This window comes from Nitrospirota bacterium (genome assembly GCA_035873375.1).
Lineage (GTDB): Bacteria > Nitrospirota > Thermodesulfovibrionia > Thermodesulfovibrionales > JdFR-85 > BMS3Bbin07.
Window position 1 is genome coordinate 1 of record JAYWMQ010000032.1, and the last position, 21,569, is coordinate 21,569.

A 21,569-nucleotide genomic window follows, 5' to 3' on the forward strand; every position below is an offset into this window, starting at 1 on the left:
TTCTGGGACGTTCAGGTATGGAGAACGGGCTGGTAACGGTCTTTTGTCCCGGCTCGACCGGGGCTGTTACAACTATAGAATACGAATCCGGTGTGCTCATGGACCTGCGGGATGCCATCGAGAGGATTGTTCCATCCGGCCAGACCTACGAGCATGACAGGCGCTGGGGTGACGGCAACGGCTTTTCCCACGTCAGGGCTGCTCTCATGAAACCCTCTCTCACCATTCCCCTCATCAGGGGGAGCCTTACCCTGGGAACGTGGCAGCAGATAGTCTTTATTGATTTTGATAACAGGGGAAGAAAGAGGGATATAATCGTGCATGTTACAGGGGAGTGAACGGAACACTGTTTCAGAGGGCAGGCTGAATTGATTTAATTGCCATGATTGTGCTATAAAATATGTCAGGCATGATTCTCCCGGTGTTTCAATGTCGGGGAAATTACTCCTTGCCCTTATCAAGGGCTTTATATCCGGAAGGAGGTTTTTTAGATGGAAATGAATTTTTATGAGAACATTGTAATTATTGACCCCGCCCTTAGTGACGAAGAGATCGAAGCTGCTGCCCAAAAAATCAATGACCTTATAGTCAAAGCCGATGGTGAAGTGCTTAAGGAAGACCGCTGGGGAAGAAAAAAGCTTGCCTATGAGCTGAACAGGAAAACCCAGGGGTACTACATACTTTACACCTTCAAGGCACCCGCCACATGTATCAAGAAACTTGAGGATTTCTACAAGATATATGATCCCGTCTTCAAGTACATGGTAATTAAACTTGAAAAGAACCAGATAGCAGCCCTGATGAATGAACTCAGGAAGTCTGCCGAGCCTGTTGCCGAGCCGGTTACCGAGCCGGTTACCGAAGAGGCTGTTGAATCTGCTGAAGGAGTGTAGGAGATGTTTAACAGGATAATTCTTGTAGGCAATCTTACAAAGGACCCTGAACTGAGATACACCCCGCAGGGCACCCCGGTAGTCAGTATGCGTATTGCGGTCAATTCCCGTATAAAACAGGGCAATGAATTCAAGGATGAAACCCTCTTTATCGATACAGTTGTATTCGGCAAACAGGCTGAGAATATAACGCAATATCTTGGCAAGGGGCGTGGTGTGCTTGTTGAGGGAAGACTGAAGGAGAGACGCTGGGAGTATGAGGGGCAGCAGAAGAGCAAGTTTGAGGTAATTGCAAGCACCGTGAGGTTCCTGCCAAGGAAAGACGCATCGGCTGACTATGGCTCAGGAGATGAAACTCCGCCTCCGGAAGAGACAACCGAGCTTGAACCGTTTTAACCAGGGCAGTTGATAACATATAATCCATTACAAATAACTTAACACCTGAATAAAGAAAGGAGTGTCGAAAATGAGAAGGTTTCAACGCAAAAAGTACTGCAGGTTTTGTGCAGACAAGATACCTTACATTGATTATAAGGATATGAAGGTTTTGCGCGGGTATATAACAGAGAGGGGAAAGATCCTGCCGCGGAGAATGACCGGGACTTGTGCAAGACACCAGAGAGAGATTACCACTGCAATAATGAGGGCAAGAAATATAGCATTGCTGCCATTTATGGAAAAGTGAGATGCGGATACCCAAATCCTGGGTAGCTCCCATGGCAAAGAGGATTATAGATGACCTGATCGGGCGGGGTTATATAGAATCCGCTGTTCCGGAAAAGGATCTGCTTGCAGCCGTTGAGGGGATTCTTCTTTATGAGTTGATGGCTGAAGACAGGCTTAATGAGGAAGTCAGGGGGATACTTCAGCTCCATTCCTCTGAGATAGAAGAGGGCCGTCTTGATTACAGAAGGCTCTTTGATCTCACAAAGCGTAAACTTGCAAAAGAGAGGAATATTGTTCTATGATGCTGTCAGACGAAAAGGTCACCCATATGAGCCATGTTCTGTTGAAGGAGCTGAAAAAGAAGGGGCTTGTTGTTGTTAAAGAGGATGAGGGGAAGATCAGGCGCCAGATTCAGAAGTCCATTACAGACGAGCTAAAGGCAGGGGAAGAGATTGAAGAGGCCGTTAGACGCAAAATCCAGTCCTACTCAAAGAAGATAATAGAGGGCAGCTCTGAGTGGGAAGTCCTTTACAAGAAGTTCTTCAAAGAGGAGGAGGCAAAAAGAGGAAGATACTCGGGCTGATAAGGTTCCTCCCGTATTTTTTCCTGATTCTCCTGTCATTCTGTCTCTATTCAGACCTTCCTGACAGAAGACCTGTAATCTTTTCAATAGTCTTTATTCTATTTGTCTCCAGTGCCTTATACAGGTATTCAAAACACCGCAGTGAGCTGTTTCTCCTGATATTCGGGGTTCAGGCCTTTTTTGAGGCTTTTTTTCAGGTAAAGGACTCCAGCTGGCTTCACCTTGTAAATATCCCCCTTATGGCGGCCTCGGCCCTTTTCCTCAGCGTTAAATCCTTTTTTATCCTGTTGTCTTTGCAGCCCCTGCTTCATGGCAGGGAATTATTCTCCTCGGGGCGTATGGATGCATTGGTTCTGCTGGGCATTGTCATACTGACATCACTGCCGGTCACTCTTTATCTGTATAAACTGAAAAACAGGATAAAGGACTACAATGAGTCCTTTAACAAGCTGCAGCGCCAGGCCAAGGAGCTTGCGGATAATGCCCCTTCCTTTAATGATGATACCCTGATGTCCCGGTATTTAACAGACGTCCTGGAGGTGGAGGACGATATACTCGGGCTTTTGAGGATAGCAGAGAAGGCAATGGTGGCAGATGCGGTCAGCCTCTTTATTAACGAAGACAACGGGCTTGTCTGCAGGCTGTCTTCAGGCAGGTCCGGTATGGTTACCACTGGTGACGGGTTGATATATACGGTCTTCAGAAGTGGCAAACCCCTGCTCCATTATGCCGAGTCTCCCGGGAAGGATATCAGGCCGGGGTATCTGAGTGATGCCGGGATTTCAACGTTGCTCGCTGTTCCTGTTATGGAGCTGTCAACGCCCCTTGGTGTATTGTGCGCCGACAGCTTGCGATACCGGGCCTTTGATCAGCAGGACATAGGGTTAATGGAGCTTGTAGCCCGTGAAACAGCCAAAATCCTGAAGAGGCAGAGGATATATTCACAGATTCAGCTATCATACAGGAGTCTCCGAATACTGCATGAGGAGAGTGCGCCCCTTGCAAGGTCTCTTGAGCTTTCAGCACTTTGCGAGAGGATTGTGGAGAGCTCTGCAAGGGTTTCCGGGGGCAAGGTAGTCCTGTTGTTGAAAAAAGGCCGTTCGTATGAGCTGTTTACAAGAGGGGCCGGGTATCTGAATGAAAAAAAGGTAACTTCTCTTAAGGGAACACTGCTTGAGATGGTTCATGCCAACAGGGATCCACTTTATCATCCGGATGTGAGCGGATTCAGGACGAGGGTACTTCCATTCCATTTCAGGGGCGTAAAATCGGTTCTTGCCCTGCCACTTTTTCATGGGGCGAAGATTAAGGGCATACTGACGGTCCTGTCGGAAAAGAAGAATGCCTTCAATCCAATGCAGATTAATCTGCTGGAGATTTTGGTGAACCAGGTATCCGTAAGTATCTCGAATGTCCTCCTGCATGAGGAGATCAAGAAGATGGCCTTCACCGATGGACTTACAGGTCTCTTTAATCACCGCCACTTCAAGGAAAAGCTGACCGAAGAGTTCAGGAGGTCGGAACGTTTTGAAGATACGCTCTCACTGATACTTGCTGATATCGACCATTTCAAGAAGGTTAACGACACCTATGGACATCCGGTTGGCGATATTGTGCTGAAGGGTGTGGCAGGGATAATCAGCAGGACAGTCAGGGATATAGATATACCAGCACGGTACGGGGGAGAGGAGTTTGCCATCCTGGTGGTGAAGACGGATGCAAAGGGTGCCAAAAAGATAGCCGAAAGGGTAAGAAAGAATATAAAGGCTCATGACTTCAAGGTAGAGGGTCATCTGTTGAAGGTGACCGTGAGCATCGGTATAGCCTCATATCCTGCTGACGTAACAAGTGGGGATGAACTGATTGAAAAGGCGGACCAGGCACTTTATGCTGCAAAAAAGGGGGGCAGGGACAGGACGGTGCTTTATGGGGATTTGAAATGATATGCTTTGGCAGAGAAGAAAGGTTGCCGGAAGCGATATGTTTAGAGTCTTTATTTTGTCGATAGACCTGGATAACCTTTAATTTATTACTTCAAGGGACTTACAACAAAGTCCAGGTCCACCTTTAGCCCCCTCCCCCTTGCTTGTCCCTTTGGGGTCATGGCGATATACTCTCCCGGGACTTTGAAGACCTTCTCTGTGTCATCCCAGATAACGGAGCTGCTCTTTATGAGCCTCTCAGATAATACATCTTCTATGCTAACCCCTTTCATCTTTGTTTCTTTCTTCTTGAAGTCAATGTACCCCTTGCCGGCTTTGACTACCATGGAGAGCCTGTCGGCCCTGTATATCTTCAAAACAAGCCCCTTTATCACTCCCCTTGTTATAAGGCCTATCCCTTTTACAGCAAACTTCTTGCCACCGTTCATAAGGGGCAAAACACCTTCACTAAAAGAGAACAAATCCGCCTTCGAAGACATTCCCTTATAGATGTGGATATCTACTCTGACATTGGTTAAGGTGGCCTCATTAAAGGGTTTTATGTTGAAGATAAAGAATCTCCTGGGGTTTATCTTAAACTCATCAGCTTCTATTTTGGTTATAAGCCTATCCCCCTCGTAGGTGCTGGCGTTAAAGCCCTTTATCCATATTGGATAAGGAGAGGTCTTCTTCTCCACAAGAGGGGGGGCAGTCTCCTTCCTCTGGCTCAGGCCCCAGAGTATTATAAGCCCGAGGGACAGAGCAGTAATCAATATCAGAGAAGTCTTTATTATTGTCCGCTGCACGGGCATATCCTCCATCACATGTGACACATTACTCCTTCCAGGTTGACAGATGAAGAAAGAATGTGTCTGAAAATCAGATACCTTTTATGCCTCCTTGTTGATCTCTCTGATGAGCCCATCTATAGATCGGTCGTTTCAGGGTAAAAAGGGAGGAGGCAAGAGCCTACTCCCTTTTTACCCTGCGGTATCAGCAGGCTATATGTACGGATGCACGTTGTCCCCGAGGGGCCTCCCTCAAATCAAGGAGTCAGGAGAAGGGTATATACCCAGATATCATCATTTCCTGCCCTGCTTGACCTGAACACGAGTCTCGTGCTGTCAGGGCTCCAGGCAGCACCACCATCATCATCTGGATTGTCGGTAATCTGATTCTGCCCGGTGCCATCGCTATTCATAATCCAGACTTCCCTATTCCATGTCCTCAATGACCAGAATGCTATCCTGGAGCCATCCGGACTAAAATGTGGGTGTCCATTAGATGTCCACCAGGTATTGGTAAGCTGGGTCGGGTTGCTTCCATCAGCGTCCATAACCCAGATTTCACGGTTTCCTGTCCTTTCTGATTCAAATACTATCCTGGAACAATCCGGCATCCAATCCGCACGCGTATCCGATGCCGTGTCGGTAGTAAGCTGAGTCAGGCCCGTCCCATCGGTATTTATAACCCAGATCTCACGGTTTCCAGACCTGTTGGAATCGAACACAATCTTGGTGCCATCCCCTGGACATACATCTGGCCGGTTGTCATTATCTGCATCAGAGGTGATCTGTATCAGACCTGTGCCATCTGCGCTCATTATATAGATATCATAATTTTCGCTCCTGTCTGACTGGAAGATTATCCTGCCGTCAGGAGTCCAATGGGGCTTTGCATTATCTCCTGACGCGCTTGTTAGCTGAATTGGATTTGTCCCGTCGGAATCCATAACATATATGTTACGGCTTCCTTTGTCTCCTGAATGGAATACGATCTTTGTTCCGTCAGGGCTCCAGTCCGGATTACCCTCAGCTATCGAGTCAGTAGTTAGTTGGGTCGGGTTTTCAAAGATATCTGCTGTGCCATTGTTATCGGTGTCAGTATTTAGCACATCGGGGGCATATCCGTTGAGTTGTATCAGTACTCCACCAAAGGAGGGGTCGGGCAGGAGTCCTGTGGGATCATCCCCTGCAAAGGGTGGCAGGATCGTTCTCAGATTAATCCATGGGTCTGCAAAGAATTGACTCAGGTCTATGATGGTATCATCCGTGGTATCGGAAGGTGTGTCTCTGTCATCTATAGTTACAGGCGTTTCGCCATTGAGTGAGGCATTGTAATTAGTAATATCCGTTTGTGTCTCTGTAATCTCCGAGGGTGTCATATCCCCAAGGTCGATAAGATCATCATCCTGATTGTCTGTCTCCGCCTTTATCTCATCGATGGCAGCATTCAAATCATTGAGGGCAGCAGAGTAGAGGGTTTGAGCGCTATTGAGGTTATCAATATAAGACCCTGTTAGTGAAAGGAAGCTGCCGTAGTTATTAAGGAAGTCCTCTGTAGTAGTATTTTCCTTATTACCTTCTGCAGCAATATCCACATAAAGATTATAAGCATACTGTGTATAGAGGTTTGCCGCAAGACCTTCCAGTGCGGCCTTGAAGAAGAGGACATCCCCGCGGTCACTCTCTACCATGGTTTTGTCAAAAGGCTCTATCCACTGTTTGTTAAAGTCTTGGGAGACAGCACCAAGGTTGGTAATTGCGCCTTCAATCTCTGGAAGGATCTCTTTGTAGAGAAATGTTTGAAGGGCAGCGCCATCAGTGGTATTGCTTGGCAAGGGGTCTAAACATTCAATGGTGTCCCAGTTTGCACGTGCTGTATCTGAGGGGAGAGCGCCGCACCTGTCAAGGATATCCCCCAAGCTGTTCATATCACCGGGGGTTCCGTCAGAAAAGGTATCAGCGCTAATGGCAGCTACCCTTGTCAGTGCATAGAAGAACCTGGCGGTATCAGCATCGTTAGAGGTCGAGTCTCCTGCCAAATCCACAGCGGCCTTAAAGTAATTTCTTGCCTTGAGCATCCATTCATTTGATACTGCTTCAAGACCGTCGGTTATTAGTTGGTTTAAGGAAGAACCAGCCGGAGGTTCGGGGTTGGTAATGGTGTCGGGTATATCAGGATTTTCTGCTCCTCCTGTCACTCCTTGATAATCTGTGGGATTGTTTTGAGGAATGGCCTTTCCTTCTTGTCCTGTCGTATCTGTATCCACAAACCCAAGATCGATAGTTGTTGAGGAGGCTAAGGAGAAAACATTGGTATCTCCATTACTATCAAAATACATGGGATAGATACCGCCCGATGTTATCAGATAAACCCTGATATTTTGTCCGACAGGGATTCCGGTAAGGGTAAAAGGATAATTCCCGTTTGCATCGGGCGTTTTGCCTGTTGAGTCATCACTGGCAACTATCTCCCCGCTATCATTCACTGCTATAATAATGGTTCCGCTTACACTGCCGGAAATCGTAGCTGTCTCGGTTGTTGTACCTCCTCCGCTCCCCGTGGTGGTTGTTGTTCCTCCGCCTCCACCACCACAGGCGTAGATTAAAAACATGCAGGCCATTGTCACCAGAAGTCTTATTCCTAACGTCTTTCCCTTTCTCATTTTATCTTCCTCCTCCTCGTTTTTTTTACGGAGCGTTTTGACCTTGTTGCCTTTGTGCAGGATAACGTCTATGCCGGTTTTTTTCACCATTACTCAGCTTGCCTTAGGGTGGCCTGTCATGTGTTGCACAGTGTGAAGTGATGGCAGTTTTTCCCCTCTGCAGATGCGTAAATGGTATTTCGATTAATCCTGCCACAGGTACTGTCGGTCTTTCCGTAGTTCTCAAGCCAACTATTGGTGATAAATATCTCGCAATAGTTATGCCAGTTTATAACCCTTCAATATTAAAGCCTTTTGTGAAATAGCCTGCCTGAAACGCCGTTATTATTACCGGGGAAACGTAATAGTTTTTCGATTGTTCGAAGGATTGCTGTTGATCGCAAGTCAGTTGTCAATTCTTTAAGAAGCAGGAGACCCTGTTTTCTCCGGCCCTTGAGGGAAGCGGAACCGGGAATCTGTTATAATATAAAACCATGTATTCTGATTTGAATTTTTTTCCTCAAGTGAGTGATGAGGAAGTAAACAGGGAGAAGAGAAAGGCTAGGGAGCTCAGGGCTACCAGGTGGTGGAGGAATAAAAAGGGCAGGGGTGTATGCTTTTACTGTGAAAAGCAGATGTCGCCTGCGGAACTCACCATGGACCATGTAGTGCCTCTCATAAGGGGCGGCAAGAGCACAAAATCAAATATCGTTGCAGCCTGCAAGGAGTGCAATAACAAAAAGAAGTATATGCTGCCCATGGAGTGGGATGAATATACAGGGAACAGGGGTGGTGATGAAGATGTATAGATTTGACGGCCGCGTGGCCCTTGTGACCGGCGGTACAAAAGGGATAGGAAAGGCTATAGCGCTCTGCCTTGCACGGGGTGGCGCGAGGGTTGTAGTCAACTACTCCTCTGATGAGGACTCTGCTTTAAGTACAGAGGAGGAACTCAGAAAGGTAAATGGTTTTGGGCTTTCCCTGAAGGCGGATGTCTCGGATTCCCGGCAGGTGCAGGAGATGTTCGGGCAGATACTTGAGACAACCGGCACCCTGGACATTGTCGTCAATAACGCAGGGATGATAAGGGACAGTCTGCTTATGCTGATGAAGGATGAGGACTGGCAGAGGGTTATTGATGTCAATCTGACAGGTGTTTATAACTGTTCAAAGGCGGCACTGAGGCCCATGATTGGTGAAAAGTGGGGGCGGATAATAAATATTATCTCTCCGACGGCATTGATGGGCAGGGCAGGGCAGACCAATTATGCAGCCTCAAAAGGCGGAATTCTCAGCTTTACACGCTCACTTTCCAGGGAGGTGGCAAGCTATGGCATAACGGTCAATGCCGTCAGCCCCGGTCTTATAGAGACGGATTTGACATCCTCCCTCAGTGAAAAGGTAAGGAATGAATTCCTCGGCATGATACCCGGCAGGAGGCTTGGCACTACAGAAGAGGTCTCTCATGCCGTGGCCTTTCTTGCCTCAGGCAAGTCAGGATATATTACAGGGTCGTATATCTCGGTGGATGGGGGTATGACATAGCCGCATCCAGTCAGTCTCTTTTAATTACATGCCAATCCAAGTACTTTTTCTTCGGTTCATTTTTTATTCTTAAATCCTAAGACTATTTGCATTATACCAAGTAAGAAAATCAAGCCGGATGCTCCCATAAGTATTTGGTATAACGGTTCCTTTATGAAGCTTTGTCTCCCCTGGCCCATCATCATGAGTGCTTCACCAAAACCAGACGGGGGTCTCATCGAATAGACCGTGACCAATCCAATAACTCCGACAGTAAGTAAAATGATTCCAACTGTTTTTTTGTTCATAGCATGCCTCCTTTCAAGGTTGCTACAGCATTAATTCTTTATTATTCTTCCTTTGTTTAATTTTTAATGTTAGGGAGAGCGATTCACGTAAACTGGATAGTGCATACCTGTAATTATACCAGATTTAAGGATTCAGGTAATAATATTCGTGTACACATTTTCCTGTAATCTCTCAATCAGGTTCAACCCGAATCCAGTAATAAAAGGTTGTTGGAAGCGATATGACGGACTCTTCACTCAACTACAACCCCGGACCACAATTCCAGGCGGCTATCCAGTCCGCATCCCATGTCAGTATCACGGTCAATGCTGTCAGGGCCGGCGTTATTGAGACGGAGTTGACGGTGTCACCCAGTGAAGAGATAAAGCAGGAGTTTCTCGGTATGATACCCAGAGGTTCGGCTCTACTGAGGGGTCTTCTCAAGCTATGGCTTTTCTTGCCTCTGCAATGCAGGATATATTACAGGGTCATATATCCTGGTGGATGGGGGTATGACATAGCCGGGAGAGGTATAAATAGAATGGGGGAGGTTTCATGTTATTAACCCGGCAAATAAACAGGGTGACATAGGAGGGGGAAAATAGAAAAAGAAGATGCGAGAAAAATGGCACAAAAGACACAGCAACAGATGCGGAAACAGGGAATCCGACTACGCCAGAAGGGATATGGCACATCTGTTGCCTCGGAAGTACTGTTTTGAGGCCGCTTTCAGGTCTTTTTCTTCCGGAAGTCAACCTTGACGACTTTCGACGGTTTTTCCTCCCCGGTGGTTGACTCAGTGGCAGTTTCCGGCCCCATGTCCGTCAGACACAGAAACTGCGTGTTCAGCTCTGGACAATAGACCCCCATTATATGATCTGCCGGGACAATACAGTGCTGGGGGGTTGTTCCAAAGACGAGCCTGGCATCAATTCCATAGTCATCCCACGTAAATTTCATCCCCTTGTTGAAGACCAGGATGAGTCCCTTCTCCTCCTCTTCCAGGAGAAAGCCCCGGTTGCCGATAATCACATTTTCAGCATTCCTGACAACAACAAAGACCCTTCCGGCAAGATCGAGGAGTTCATAGAAGAGATGTCTCTTCAGTTCATTCAGTCTAATGCCTGTTTCTTCTCTCTTTTCCATTATATATTATACCCGGCCTCAGCAATAAAAAGCCTCCGCAACTAAATTAAAACACAGAGACACAGAGTCACGGAGAGAAAAAGAGAACCTTACTCTCAGCAACACTAAAAACTGCCTGGAACTTATAGTTTCCTGTAGTTGTTCTGTCTGTCTCCGTGCCTCAGTGTCTCAGTGTTTATTAACCCGTAAATCAACACAGGTGACAGGCGATTTTTCTGTCTCCCGTGTCTCTCAGTTCAGGAGTCTCCCTGCTGCATATTGATACTTTCTTCGGACATCTTGGATAGAAGAGGCAGCCTGAAGGTAATTCGGCCATCTCCGGGATACTGTTACAGGCTTTCACGAATTTGTCCTGCCTCTTTTCTGTAATCTCCTGTTGTGTAACCCTTACTTTTGGTATGGCATTCAGTAGCATTTCGGTGTAAGGGTGCTGCGGGTCCTGAAATATCCTTTCGGCATCCGCCTCTTCAACGATTTTTCCCAGATACATGACTGCCACCACATCAGCAAAGTAATAAACCACATTCAGGTCATGACTGATGAATATAAATGACAGCTTTTTCTCTTTTTTAAGGTCACCGAGCAGGTTGATTATCTGGGCCTGTATGGAGACATCAAGGGATGACAGGGGCTCATCTGCCACAATAAGCTCAGGTGAAAGGGCCAGAGCACGTGCTATGCAGACCCTCTGCCTCTGCCCCCCGCTGAACTCATGGGGATAACGGTTCATGTGTTCGGGTTTTAGTCCAACGGTTTCAAGAAGCTCTGCAATCCGGTCCTTAAGTTCTTTTTTGCGCACGATATTATGGATTATCAAAGGTTCGGAGAGGATGGAGAGTATCTTCATCCTTGGGTTGAGTGACGCAAAGGGGTCCTGAAATATCACCTGGACCGCCCTCCGGAAGTTTTTCAGTTCCCTGACACCGGCGTTATGGATATTGTTGCCCTTGAAGAATACCTTCCCCTCAGTGGGTCTGAGCAGTTGCAGTATGAGTTTTGCAAATGTTGATTTTCCACATCCGCTCTCACCAACAATGGCAAATACCCTGTCCGAATCAACAGATATGCTCACTCCGTCAAGTGCCTTAAGGGTCTTTGTCTTGGCAAAGATGCCTGCCTTGATTTCGTAATATTTTCTGAGGTCTTCTGTCCTTAGTATCTCCATATTAACCCTGACGGATAACATCCTCTACCCTGATGCACCTGACGAGATGGTCCTGTTCGATCCCGTGCAGTGGCGGCTCTTCGAGGTCGCATGCAGCAGTCCTGTATGTGCACCGTGTTGAGAACTTGCAGCCCGGGGGCAGTTCGTCCGGAGCCGGGACTGATCCAGGGATCGGCTTTAACTGAATATTCCTTGCCACCGGAAGGGAGTGAAGCAGGCCAAGGGTATAGGGATGTGCCGGTTTCCGGAAGAGTCTATCAACCGGGGCTATCTCCACGATTCTTCCGGCATACATGATGGCCACCCTGTTGGCATTTTCTGATATGATTGCAAGGTCATGGGTAATAAGCAGGATGGACATCCCCCGTTCCTCCTTGATATCAAGCAGGAGGTTGAGTATCTCCGCCTGAATCGTTACATCAAGGGCTGTTGTGGGCTCATCTGCTATCAGCAGGGAGGGATTGCACGCTACAGCCATTGCTATCATCACCCTCTGGCGCATACCACCGGAGAGCTGGTGCGGGTAGTCCTTTATCCTGTGTTCAGGCGATGGTATATGGACGAGGCGAAGGAGTTCCACTGTCCTCCCGGTTGCCGCCTTTCCGGAGAGCCCCTCATGTGTTGTCAGTACCTCCGAGATCTGGTAACCAATAGTGAAGACAGGATTCAGGGATGTCATTGGCTCCTGAAAGACCATCCCCATCTCTTTACCCCTTATAGAGCGTAGTGTGGATTCATCAAGATTCAGGATATCCATCTCTTTACCGGTCGGCGGATTGAATAGTATCTTTCCTGTTGCATAGGCAGTGCCTGGAAGCAGACCCATGATTGATAGTGCTGTAATGCTTTTACCGCACCCGCTTTCCCCGGCAAGACCAAAGGTTTCTCCGGGCCTGATGTCAAGTTCGAGATTGGAGACAGCCGCAAGGGGTTTGTCCTTTTTTCTGAAGAAGATGTTGAGGTCCTTTATTTTCAGGAGGGGTGATTCTGTAACAACGGTTGTCGGACGTTTGCCGTCGGCAGCCATAACGTCTATTTTTTTTCCTCTTTTCTTATAAGGTGGAGATAGTTTTTTGCCTCTTGCAGTTTAGGATTTTCCTCAAAAGCCTTTTCCCATTCCTCAATTGCGAGACCCGTGAGGCCCTTCATGTAGTAAGTGATGCCGAGCTGTACCCATGCCTGACCGTAAGCGGGATTGATCTCCTTGGCTGAATTGAAATGTATTATTGCCTCTTCATACCTGTCCATGTTCCTGAGGGCAATGCCGAGTTTTGTGTGTACATCCGGAAGCCTTGGAGATAGCTTCAGTGCCTTGCGGTATTCTTCTATTGCCTCGTCATTCATGCTGAAATCAAGGTATATATTGCCAATCTTGTAATGTTCATTTGCAAGCTTGCCGGCAACAAATGGATCAAGTGTCCCGGGTGTTGGATGGGCTACCTGGGCTGCAATGGAGAATATCTCCTGTGCCCTTTCAAATTCACCAAGGTCATTGTACGTGATGGCAAGATTCAGTGATGCCTCGGTGTATCGCGGGTTCAGTTTCAGGGCTTTTTCAAAATAATCTACCGCTTCTTTCAGTTCTCCCTTCAGGTAGGAGATAACCCCGAGGTGATTCAGTATATCTGCATACTCGGGCTTTCTCTCCAGAACCTCTTTTAATATTGGTTCTGCTTCAGAGTATTTCCCTTCCTCAAACAGCCGGTTGCCCTCATTATAAAGTTCTTCAAGTTGTTCGTCCACAGTTATCCCTTTTCAGGCCTTAAAATGCACGAATATCATGCCTGGGTTCTTTTAGGGGATGCCTTCCCGCTTCTTAAAAGTATAGGGGCTCAAAAGATTTTTTGTCAAGATTCAGGAGGGTTTGAGCGAATTTGTAAAAAAAGCAGCCAGGGAGGTGGGCGCCTGGCTGCCAAGGGGAGGAAGTAACCGAGAGAAAATATGCCTGTATCACTCTATTTAAGAGTTTTGTTGCGATGAGATTTAACGAGCCGTTATTAAGAAATTACCCTTGATCCTGCTTATAGGATAGCTGAAGATTTTGAAAAAAGGATGAAGAAATTATGAATAAATAGTGAAGATTTGCCTTGATATAGAGGGATGTTGGATATAATAGAATTGTTGTTAATATGGGGTTGCATTTATGTGTGCATAAGTAGCAGAATATTTCATCACACAACAAGGAGGGATTATGAAAAAGCAAAGGGGAAATCAATCTGACAGGAAATCGTTTGTCAAGGGGACAAAGGAGACAAGGAGCACTTCCAGTAACCCTGAGTCTAAGGCTGTCTCCAGTAAACCTGCTGCTGGCAATCCTGTCTCCAGTAAGCCAGCTGCCGGCAAATCTGTTTTCAGTAAACCTATCTCTGGTAAACCTGCTACCGGTAAGGCTATCTCCAGTAAGCCTGCTGCCGGTAAAGCTATCTCAGCTAAACCTGTTTCCAGTAAACCTGTGAAGAGTTGGGAGGTTGCAGGGATTAAGAAACAGTACCTCAAAAGTCGTCCTGCCTGTAAGGTCACTTTCAAGCTGCCGAAAGAGGCGGCTCCAGATGCTCATAAGGTCAGCATAGTGGGTGATTTCAATAACTGGGACGGAGGGGCCGCTGTGATGAAAAGGCTCAAAAGCGGTGACTTTACTATCACCATGGAACTTGAGACAGGAAGAGAGTACTGTTACCGCTATCTTATAGATGCAACAAAGTGGGAGAACGACTGGTGTGCTGACAGGTACAGGCCGAATCCCTTTGGCTGTGATGATTCCGTGGTAATTCTATAGGATGCCTTCAGGTGTTGTGAAAAGGAGATTGGCTGAAGCAGAAGGCTACCTTGAAGAGGCAGAATACCTCTATAAAGAAAAGCTCAGCAATCTCCACACGCTTGCAAAACTATATCATGCAATGATCTACAGCCTTTTTGCACTCTTTGACCTCAGGGATATCGGGGGGTTGACGCATGCAGATTTGATAGAGAGATTTGAGAGGGATTACGTGCAAAAAGGAGTTTTTGATTCAACTGTTCTTGAAGCAATGCGATTTGCTTATGATATAACACATGAGTGTGATTGTGCTCATATGAAACAGCCTGAGGATAGGGATGTAACGAGGTTAGAGCCGATTGTGAGAGGTTTTGTCCATGAGGTTGGGGCTGTTCTGAGAGGACAATAATTCAGCATACCACCACAGTCTCAGTTTTTTTTTGCACAGCACAGAATTATCCATGTATCCAGGAGTTGCAAGCCTTCTGTGCTTCTTTCCAGCTTTTTTCTATCGGGATATCCAGGTGTAATAAGTTTTTGCTTGACTTTGATTCGGGGTATTCTTTAGAATGAGATTGAGAATAAATCTCAATTGTTATTCCCGGCCCCCGAAAGCCTTCGGGAGTAGGAAAGCCTTCTTAAAGAACGACAACTGTTAGAGCTCGGGACATCCGGAAAGCATTAAAAAGATAGATTCCGGCTTAAGAACTGCCGGAATGACAGACAGGAAAATTGAGTTTATAAACAGACACTAATTAAAGATATATGGAATGTCATAAAACAGAGAAGATAATTTCAGGTATTCAGAGGATAGTCCTTGTAGGGAATCCCAATGTGGGCAAGAGCGTTATCTTTGGTTTCCTTACAGGCAAGTACGTTACGGTTTCTAATTATCCGGGAACGACGGTCGAGATATCCCAGGGCAATATCAACCTTGAAGGTAACAAGTTCCTTGTAATTGATACTCCGGGTGTGAATAACCTGATACCCATGAGCGAGGATGAGAAGGTTACAAGGGACATCCTGCTTTTAGAGAGACCCTTTGCAGTAATTCAGGTGGCGGATTCCAAGAACCTCAAGAGGACCCTGATGATAACCTTACAGTTATCGGAGATGGGCCTGCCCCTTGTCCTGGACCTTAATATGGAAGATGAGGCCATGGACAGAGGTGTTCAGATTGACAAGGAGAGGCTGAGGGAATTGCTCGGTATTGACGTAGTCGGTACTGTTGCTCCAAGAAGAAAAGGGGTTAAAGAGCTAAAGGAGTGCATCCTCAGGGCAGCCATACCAAAGATAAAAGTTGTCTATGACGCTCTGATAGAGGAATATATTGAGAAGATAACCTCGCTGCTTCCTGAATCAGGGGTTTCTAAAAGGGCGATTGCCTTGATGATCCTTGCAGGAGATGAGAGCCTGAGGAGTTGGCTGAAACTCAAGCTTTCTGATGAAGTGATCGAGGAGATAGAGAGGCTGAGGGATGAGTGTCAGGCCCATTATCCAAAACCCCTGGGTTTGATTATTCATGAGACAAGATATCGTTATGTCAAAAGCATAACCGATGAGGTCTTAACAAAGGTGCAGGCAAGCAGGGGCAGGCTTGGTCTCTTTCTGGAGAGGGTAAGCATGGACCCCATCTGGGGCCTTCCGGTTTTCCTTGCTGTATTGTATCTGTTGTACGAGTTTGTTGGTGTTTTTGGAGCAGGCACCCTGGTGGATTTCTTTGAGAAGGTCATTTTCGGCCGCTATCTGAACCCAATGGTGATAAAACTCGTGGATGTGCTGTTGCCGGTACCCTTTCTGCGGGACATGCTTGTGGGGGAGTATGGTGTTGTTACAGTGGCGTTAACCTATTCCATTGCCATCGTGCTTCCTATTACCGCGACATTTTTCATCGCTTTTTCAATCCTTGAGGACAGTGGATACCTGCCGCGTCTTGCCATCATGAGTAACCGGATATTTAATCTCATCGGCCTTAACGGCAAGGCCATCTTACCCATGATACTTGGGCTTGGCTGCGGGACCATGGCAGTTATGACCACGAGAATACTGGAAACAAAGCGGGACAGGATAATTGCCACATTTCTCCTCGCCCTGGCCGTTCCCTGCTCGGCTCAGCTTGGCGTGATTCTTGGAATGCTGGGTGCCCTTTCATTTAAGGCTACCGTAATATGGATAGGTGCGGTTTTGGGTGTTCTTTTTGCTGCAGGTTTTCTTGCATCAAAGGTTGTTCCGGGAGAGAAGACCGAGTTTTTTCTTGAAATACCGCCTATAAGAATGCCGGGGTTGTCAAATGTATTAATAAAGACCGTTGGCAGAATCGAATGGTACCTGAAGGAGGCGGTTCCACTCTTCATTCTTGGTACCCTCGTATTGTTCTTTCTTGATAAATTCACACTCCTTGGCATTATAGAGAGGGGGGCATCTCCTGTGGTTCAGGGGTTTTTGGGTCTCCCTGCAAAAACAACAGGATTTTTCATCCTTGGATTTCTCAGAAGAGACTATGGTGCTGCAGGGCTTTTCAGTATGTCAATAGCAGGAGAACTAACCCCGATACAATCTCTTGTAAGCCTTGTAACCATTACCCTGTTTGTGCCCTGTCTTGCAAACTTTTTTATGATAATCAAGGAGAGGGGGATGAAGGTTGCACTTGCTGTAACCACTATAGTCTTTATCCTTGCCTTTTTGGTCGGAGGTATGTTGAATTTTGCACTCAGGGGGCTGAATGTATCCATATGAGAATAACTGGATCCTGTTCAGAAACTAAAATGGGAGGGGGTACCCGTTATGAAAAAGAAGCGGGAGTTAAAGAAGGTGGACCGGACAGGAAGTTCAAAGACTTCAGGCCGCATGCCTGCCCGGAAAACTGATTACGAGGAGGTTTTCAGGAATTTCCTCCAGACCAGGGGCCTGAAACTGACCAGAGAAAGAAGGGTCATCCTTGAAGAAGTATTCAAGTATCATGACCATTTCGATATTGATGAATTCTATCTGAAGGTCAGACAGGAAGGTTTAAAAGTCTCGAAGGCTTCAATATACAGGACCTTGCCGCTGCTTCTGGAGTGTGGACTTGTGGATGAGGTTAAGACTACAGAGAGACAGGCATTTTATGAACATATCCATGGACATAAACACCATGATCACCTCATCTGCCTCTCCTGCGGAAAAGTGATAGAGTTTTATTCACCTGCCATAGAGAGGCTCCAGGAAGAGATATGTAAAAAAAACAGATTTAAGAGTTTGAGACACATCCTTGAGATTCAGGGCCATTGTAAGGACTGTGCCGATGGTTAAGTTGTTGTGTTATTATAATAATCTTAAAATTCTTTAAAACCACAATACATGAAAGAAATGAAGACCTATCTTGACTGTTTTCCCTGTTTTTTAAGGCAGGTAGTTATAGCCCTGTCCCAGGTATCAGTGGATGAGACTTTAAAGGTGGAGATACTGAAGGAGACCCTTGAGGATATCCGGGAGACTGATACTTCAAAGACCCCTGCACATGCCACTACGTTTATTCACAGGAAGATTCGGGAACTCCTTGGATGTGACCCATTCAAGGAGATAAAGCAGAGGTATAACCGGATAGCCCTCGGTCTTTATCCCAGCCTTAAGTCTCTCGTTGACGACTCCCCTGATCCGCTCTGGACGGCTTCCAGGTTGGCGATAGCGGGCAATGTGATAGATTTTGGTATTTATAAAGAGGTTGACATAGAGGCAGAGATTAACCGTTCCCTGAGGGGTGAGATTGTGTGGGATGACTATGCAGACTTCAGGGCCTCCCTGGACAGTACCGAAGAGGTGCTTTATCTTATCGACAATGCCGGAGAGATAGTCTTTGACAGGATACTGATCGAGACCATCCGGGACAGGGGGAAGAGGGTTACCGCAGTAGTAAAAGGCGGACCTGTTATAAATGATTCAACGGTAGAGGACGCTTTTGAGGTTGGGCTTCAGGAGATATGTGAGATAAAGGACAACGGTTCAGATGCCATAGGTACCATTCTTGAGTGGTGTTCTGAAGAGTTCACGCGGCTTTTTTACGGGGCATCCCTTATAATCAGTAAAGGACAGGGTAACTTTGAGACCCTGATGAACGTGGATAAAGAGGTCTTTTTTCTTTTTCAGGCAAAGTGCGATGTGGTCTCCGGTTTCCTCGGTGTTACTAATGGTTCGATGTTGCTTGTTGAAAACAGGAAACTCTTTAGCCGCGAATCTCCACGAATGGGCACGAATTGAAAGTATCATTGATTACTTATTCAGATATTTGCGAATTATAAACCACAGAGGCACAGAGACACGGAGATTAGAACTAATCCCAGCTTATGATATGGATTATTAAGACTTTAAAAGTGAAAGTTCATAAATATTTTTTTTCTGTGTCTCCGTGTCTCTGTGGTTTAATGAAGTCTTTATTCTTAACGCTGAAAGCTTACGGAGGTGAGCATTATGGAGTATCTGAGACTCTCAAGGGCTAATGAAGAGGAGATTATTCAAAAGGCCATAGATGTGCTGAATAGAGGTGGCGTTGTTGCCTTTCCCACAGAGACCTTTTATGCACTTGGGGCAATGTATGACAAGGAAGAGGCACTTAAGAGGTTGTATGAGCTTAAGAGGAGGCCTTTTGAGAAGGCCATTCCGGTAATGATAGGTTCTACCGAACAACTCTCTCTTATAGCAACGGATGTCCCTGAAGAGGCAAGGAGGCTTACGGAGAAATACTGGCCCGGACCACTTACCATAGTGCTGAAGGCCGGAGCAGGCCTGAGCCGCTATCTTACAGCTGGGACAGATAAGGTTGCAGTGAGGATTCCGGGAGAGTCCTTTGCCCTCGGTCTTGTCAGGAAGGCCAACTGCCCTATAACTGCTACCAGTGCAAACCCTTCGGGTGTGCCTCCAGCCGAGCATGCCCAGGCTGTACTGAAATATTTTGGTGAAACCCTGGACCTTATAATAGATGGGGGACTGACTCCGGGGGGGGCTCCCTCAACCATAGTTGAGATAGTCAAGGGTGAGGTGAAGCTGTTAAGGAAGGGCAGAATCAGAAAGATTATGCTGGATTAGAATTTTTTTGTTCCACGGTCAAGAATCTCTCTTATCACAGAGAGCAGTTTTGAGCTCTGAAAGGGTTTTTTCAGGAATCCGTCTATCCATACATTGCCGACGTCTTCACTAAACCCGGTTGTTGCAATTATCTTAGTGCCGGGCTTTAACTTTCTTAGTTGTTCTATCAACTGGGCTCCATCCATTGAGGGCATGACAATGTCTGTTATCACAAGGTCTATTTTATTTCTGTTTGCTTTGAAAAACTCAAGACCATGCAGGGGGTTATCATATATTATTACATTAAATCCATTATGAGAGAGTGCTTCTTTAATCAGTTGAAGTATCGGAATCTCATCATCGATGACGAGTATTGTCTTAATACCGACGACCTTTTCTATTCCTTTAGAGCTGTCTCTGAAGAACTGTTTTTTAGAGACCGGTAAATATATGTTGAATTTCGTTTCATGTCCCTTCCTGCTTTCAACCGTAATGTACCCGCGATGCTCTTTAATAATTCCATATACCATGGCAAGACCGAGCCCTGTGCCCTTGCCCTTCTCTTTTGTGGTATAAAATGGTTCAAAAATGTGTGGTAAGTGTTTCTCTGATATTCCGGTTCCTGTATCAGTAACCGTTGTGTGAATATACTCTCCACTCTTGATAGCTGCCCGAATGTCAAGACTATTATGTTTGATCTCCACGAGTTTGGTTGCTATGGTTATTTCACCTCCGTCAGGCATTGCATCCTTTGCATTGATTATCAGGTTCATCAGTACCTGTTCTATCTGGCTTACATCGCCTTCAACAGGAGGAATAGATTTGTCCAGTTCTTTTCTGAGCACGATGTCTCTGGGAACAAGCCTTGAAACCATACTCATGGTATCTTCAATAACAGAGTTTATTGCAAAGGGGACAGATTCAACGCTGCCTTTGCGGGCAAAACTGAGTAGCTTGGAGACCATCTGGGAGGCCTGCCTTGCAGATGTTTCAATAACCCTTACCTTGTTGGCTATTTCAGGTAAAAGTTTATCACTCAGAAGAATCAGGTCGGCATAGCCGAGGATGGCAGTTAATATGTTATTAAAATCATGGGCTATCCCTCCAGCGAGGGTACCTATAGACTCCATCTTCTGGGAGTGCAGGAGCTGTGCCTGGAGCTGTTTCTTCTCCGTAAGATCCCGGTGAAACGACTGTATTAATAATCTGCCGTCTATCTGTATTGCTTTTGCACTTATTTCAATGGATACTTTGTTTTCATCCTTTCCGTAATGTTCGGTTTCAAATAGCAGCGGCTCTCCATTCAGCAGCCGTTCCAGGCGTTCCCTCCACATGAGTCTGTTTTTGTCTGTGTCAGGTCCAAGGTGTTGTATGTCTGTGCCTATAAGCTCTTTTTTCTCACGTTCATAGATTTCGCATGCCCGTTGATTTGCGTCCACGATCACACCGTTATCGTTCATAATCAGTATACCGTCATTGGCGTTTTCAAACAGGGTCTTGAGCATGGCCTCCGACTTCCTGAGGTCCCTGGTCCGTTCCTGAACTATTTCTTCAAGTTGCTGGGAATATTCCTTGAGTTTGGTTTTTTCTTTGTCGAGGTCGTATTGGAGGCTGAGTTCATTTATGAGGCTTTTTTGATGTAGGTATCTCCATATGACAGCAATAACAAAAAATGATATTAGAAAAGAATTGTTGGAAAAGAATAGTCTAAAATCGACTACTTTGTCGAAAAGCAAAATCGGGACTAAGTATATGGAGTATACAAGCGCTATTCCTAACAGAGAAAATGATAGGTTGAGAGGTATTAAACCGAATATACAAACTACTAAAATAATCATTCCAGCATAATAGGATGATCTGTGACCTCCAAAGTCGAGTATCATGAATTCTATCATAGTTGCAGAGACTATAATAGTGAGTATAATAATTGCGAATCGATAGTATCGATTTACTACTTTTATATTTAAGAAAAAGAAGATCAAAAGTGAGAGGGAAGCCATTACTCTATAGAACATAAATTTTTCAAAATTTTCCGGAGTGCTGACATAGTCCATGATGCCCAATATGAGGAAAAGACAAGAACCTAAGATTAAAGTGGTACTAAGCCAAAACTTGGTTAGTTCGTCGAGTTTCCTGTTTATGTATAAAGTTTTTTCCATT

Annotated in this window: 24 protein-coding genes; 16 read left to right on the forward strand and 8 right to left on the reverse strand. The window is 46.0% G+C overall.

Features of this window, described 5'->3' with window-relative positions; translation table 11 throughout:
* Positions 1 to 17 precede the first annotated feature (17 nt).
* The 7 genes from VST71_07200 to VST71_07230 all read left to right on the forward strand — a co-directional run bounded on the left by VST71_07200 (position 18) and on the right by VST71_07230 (position 4,085).
* Positions 18 to 338, forward strand: coding sequence for a secondary thiamine-phosphate synthase enzyme YjbQ (locus VST71_07200; GenBank protein ID MEC4685501.1), 321 nt, complete (start codon positions 18 to 20; stop codon positions 336 to 338).
* A gap of 153 nt (positions 339 to 491) precedes the next feature.
* Positions 492 to 893, forward strand: a complete 402-nt coding sequence (rpsF, locus tag VST71_07205; GenBank protein ID MEC4685502.1) for a 30S ribosomal protein S6 — start codon at positions 492 to 494, stop codon at positions 891 to 893.
* A gap of 3 nt (positions 894 to 896) precedes the next feature.
* On the forward strand, positions 897 to 1,289 hold the full coding sequence (ssb, locus tag VST71_07210; GenBank protein MEC4685503.1) for a single-stranded DNA-binding protein: 393 nt from the start codon (positions 897 to 899) through the stop codon (positions 1,287 to 1,289).
* A 70-nt stretch (positions 1,290 to 1,359) separates the two neighbouring features.
* Positions 1,360 to 1,578, forward strand: coding sequence for a 30S ribosomal protein S18 (gene rpsR, locus VST71_07215; GenBank protein ID MEC4685504.1), 219 nt, complete (start codon positions 1,360 to 1,362; stop codon positions 1,576 to 1,578).
* 1 nt (position 1,579) lies between these two features.
* Positions 1,580 to 1,861: a DUF507 family protein gene (locus VST71_07220; GenBank protein ID MEC4685505.1), complete on the forward strand. Its 282-nt coding sequence runs from the start codon at positions 1,580 to 1,582 to the stop codon at positions 1,859 to 1,861.
* Positions 1,858 to 2,142, forward strand: coding sequence for a DUF507 family protein (locus VST71_07225; GenBank protein MEC4685506.1), 285 nt, complete (start codon positions 1,858 to 1,860; stop codon positions 2,140 to 2,142). The genes VST71_07220 and VST71_07225 overlap by 4 nt, the downstream gene beginning before the upstream one ends.
* On the forward strand, positions 2,076 to 4,085 hold the full coding sequence (locus VST71_07230; GenBank protein MEC4685507.1) for a diguanylate cyclase: 2,010 nt from the start codon (positions 2,076 to 2,078) through the stop codon (positions 4,083 to 4,085). Before VST71_07225 ends, VST71_07230 begins: the two co-directional genes overlap by 67 nt.
* Positions 4,086 to 4,171: 86 nt before the next feature.
* Here the strand turns inward: VST71_07230 and VST71_07235 are convergent, their stop codons facing one another.
* Positions 4,172 to 4,897 carry a hypothetical protein gene (locus tag VST71_07235; GenBank protein ID MEC4685508.1) on the reverse strand — a complete coding sequence of 242 codons (726 nt, stop codon included), beginning with the start codon at positions 4,895 to 4,897 and terminating at the stop codon, positions 4,172 to 4,174.
* A 212-nt stretch (positions 4,898 to 5,109) separates the two neighbouring features.
* Positions 5,110 to 7,512, reverse strand: a complete 2,403-nt coding sequence (locus VST71_07240) for a hypothetical protein (protein ID MEC4685509.1) — start codon at positions 7,510 to 7,512, stop codon at positions 5,110 to 5,112.
* Positions 7,513 to 7,997: 485 nt separating this feature from the next.
* Here VST71_07240 and VST71_07245 point away from each other — a divergent pair, with 485 nt between their 5' ends.
* Positions 7,998 to 8,300 carry an HNH endonuclease gene (locus tag VST71_07245; protein ID MEC4685510.1) on the forward strand — a complete coding sequence of 101 codons (303 nt, stop codon included), beginning with the start codon at positions 7,998 to 8,000 and terminating at the stop codon, positions 8,298 to 8,300.
* Entirely contained in the window at positions 8,260 to 9,036 is a 777-nt protein-coding gene (fabG, locus tag VST71_07250) for a 3-oxoacyl-[acyl-carrier-protein] reductase (protein ID MEC4685511.1), read from the forward strand. Before VST71_07245 ends, fabG begins: the two co-directional genes overlap by 41 nt.
* 56 nt (positions 9,037 to 9,092) lie before the next feature.
* Here the strand turns inward: fabG and VST71_07255 are convergent, their stop codons facing one another.
* Entirely contained in the window at positions 9,093 to 9,323 is a 231-nt protein-coding gene (locus VST71_07255) for a hypothetical protein (protein MEC4685512.1), read from the reverse strand.
* 221 nt (positions 9,324 to 9,544) lie between these two features.
* On the opposite strand from VST71_07255, the gene VST71_07260 reads away from it, so the two are divergent.
* Entirely contained in the window at positions 9,545 to 9,868 is a 324-nt protein-coding gene (locus tag VST71_07260) for a hypothetical protein (GenBank protein MEC4685513.1), read from the forward strand.
* A gap of 164 nt (positions 9,869 to 10,032) precedes the next feature.
* On the opposite strand, the gene VST71_07265 is transcribed toward VST71_07260, so the two are convergent.
* The 4 genes from VST71_07265 to VST71_07280 form a co-directional block, all read right to left on the reverse strand.
* Entirely contained in the window at positions 10,033 to 10,449 is a 417-nt protein-coding gene (locus VST71_07265; protein MEC4685514.1) for a hypothetical protein, read from the reverse strand.
* Positions 10,450 to 10,639: 190 nt separating this feature from the next.
* A complete protein-coding gene (locus tag VST71_07270) occupies positions 10,640 to 11,614 on the reverse strand; it encodes an oligopeptide/dipeptide ABC transporter ATP-binding protein (protein ID MEC4685515.1) in 975 nt (324 codons plus the stop codon).
* A 1-nt stretch (position 11,615) separates the two neighbouring features.
* Entirely contained in the window at positions 11,616 to 12,641 is a 1,026-nt protein-coding gene (locus VST71_07275; GenBank protein ID MEC4685516.1) for an ABC transporter ATP-binding protein, read from the reverse strand.
* 5 nt (positions 12,642 to 12,646) lie between these two features.
* Positions 12,647 to 13,357 (reverse strand): tetratricopeptide repeat protein, encoded by a 711-nt coding sequence (locus VST71_07280; protein ID MEC4685517.1) that lies wholly within the window; start codon positions 13,355 to 13,357, stop codon positions 12,647 to 12,649.
* A 733-nt stretch (positions 13,358 to 14,090) separates the two neighbouring features.
* Between VST71_07280 and VST71_07285 the strand changes: the two genes are divergently transcribed.
* The 6 genes from VST71_07285 (at position 14,091) to VST71_07310 (ending at position 19,430) form a co-directional block, all read left to right on the forward strand.
* Positions 14,091 to 14,390, forward strand: a complete 300-nt coding sequence (locus VST71_07285) for an isoamylase early set domain-containing protein (GenBank protein ID MEC4685518.1) — start codon at positions 14,091 to 14,093, stop codon at positions 14,388 to 14,390.
* 16 nt (positions 14,391 to 14,406) lie between these two features.
* The gene (locus tag VST71_07290; GenBank protein ID MEC4685519.1) at positions 14,407 to 14,778 is read left to right on the forward strand and encodes a hypothetical protein; all 372 of its coding nucleotides are present in this window, start codon (positions 14,407 to 14,409) and stop codon (positions 14,776 to 14,778) included.
* A 356-nt stretch (positions 14,779 to 15,134) separates the two neighbouring features.
* Positions 15,135 to 17,105: a ferrous iron transport protein B gene (gene feoB, locus VST71_07295; protein ID MEC4685520.1), complete on the forward strand. Its 1,971-nt coding sequence runs from the start codon at positions 15,135 to 15,137 to the stop codon at positions 17,103 to 17,105.
* Between the two features lie 48 nt (positions 17,106 to 17,153).
* Entirely contained in the window at positions 17,154 to 17,660 is a 507-nt protein-coding gene (locus tag VST71_07300) for a Fur family transcriptional regulator (protein MEC4685521.1), read from the forward strand.
* Between the two features lie 57 nt (positions 17,661 to 17,717).
* Complete coding sequence (locus tag VST71_07305) at positions 17,718 to 18,605, forward strand: ARMT1-like domain-containing protein (protein ID MEC4685522.1); 888 nt, start codon at positions 17,718 to 17,720, stop codon at positions 18,603 to 18,605.
* A gap of 210 nt (positions 18,606 to 18,815) precedes the next feature.
* A complete protein-coding gene (locus tag VST71_07310; protein MEC4685523.1) occupies positions 18,816 to 19,430 on the forward strand; it encodes an L-threonylcarbamoyladenylate synthase in 615 nt (204 codons plus the stop codon).
* On the opposite strand, the gene VST71_07315 is transcribed toward VST71_07310, so the two are convergent.
* A complete protein-coding gene (locus VST71_07315; GenBank protein MEC4685524.1) occupies positions 19,427 to 21,568 on the reverse strand; it encodes an ATP-binding protein in 2,142 nt (713 codons plus the stop codon). The genes VST71_07310 and VST71_07315 overlap by 4 nt on opposite strands.
* Position 21,569 lies beyond the last annotated feature (1 nt).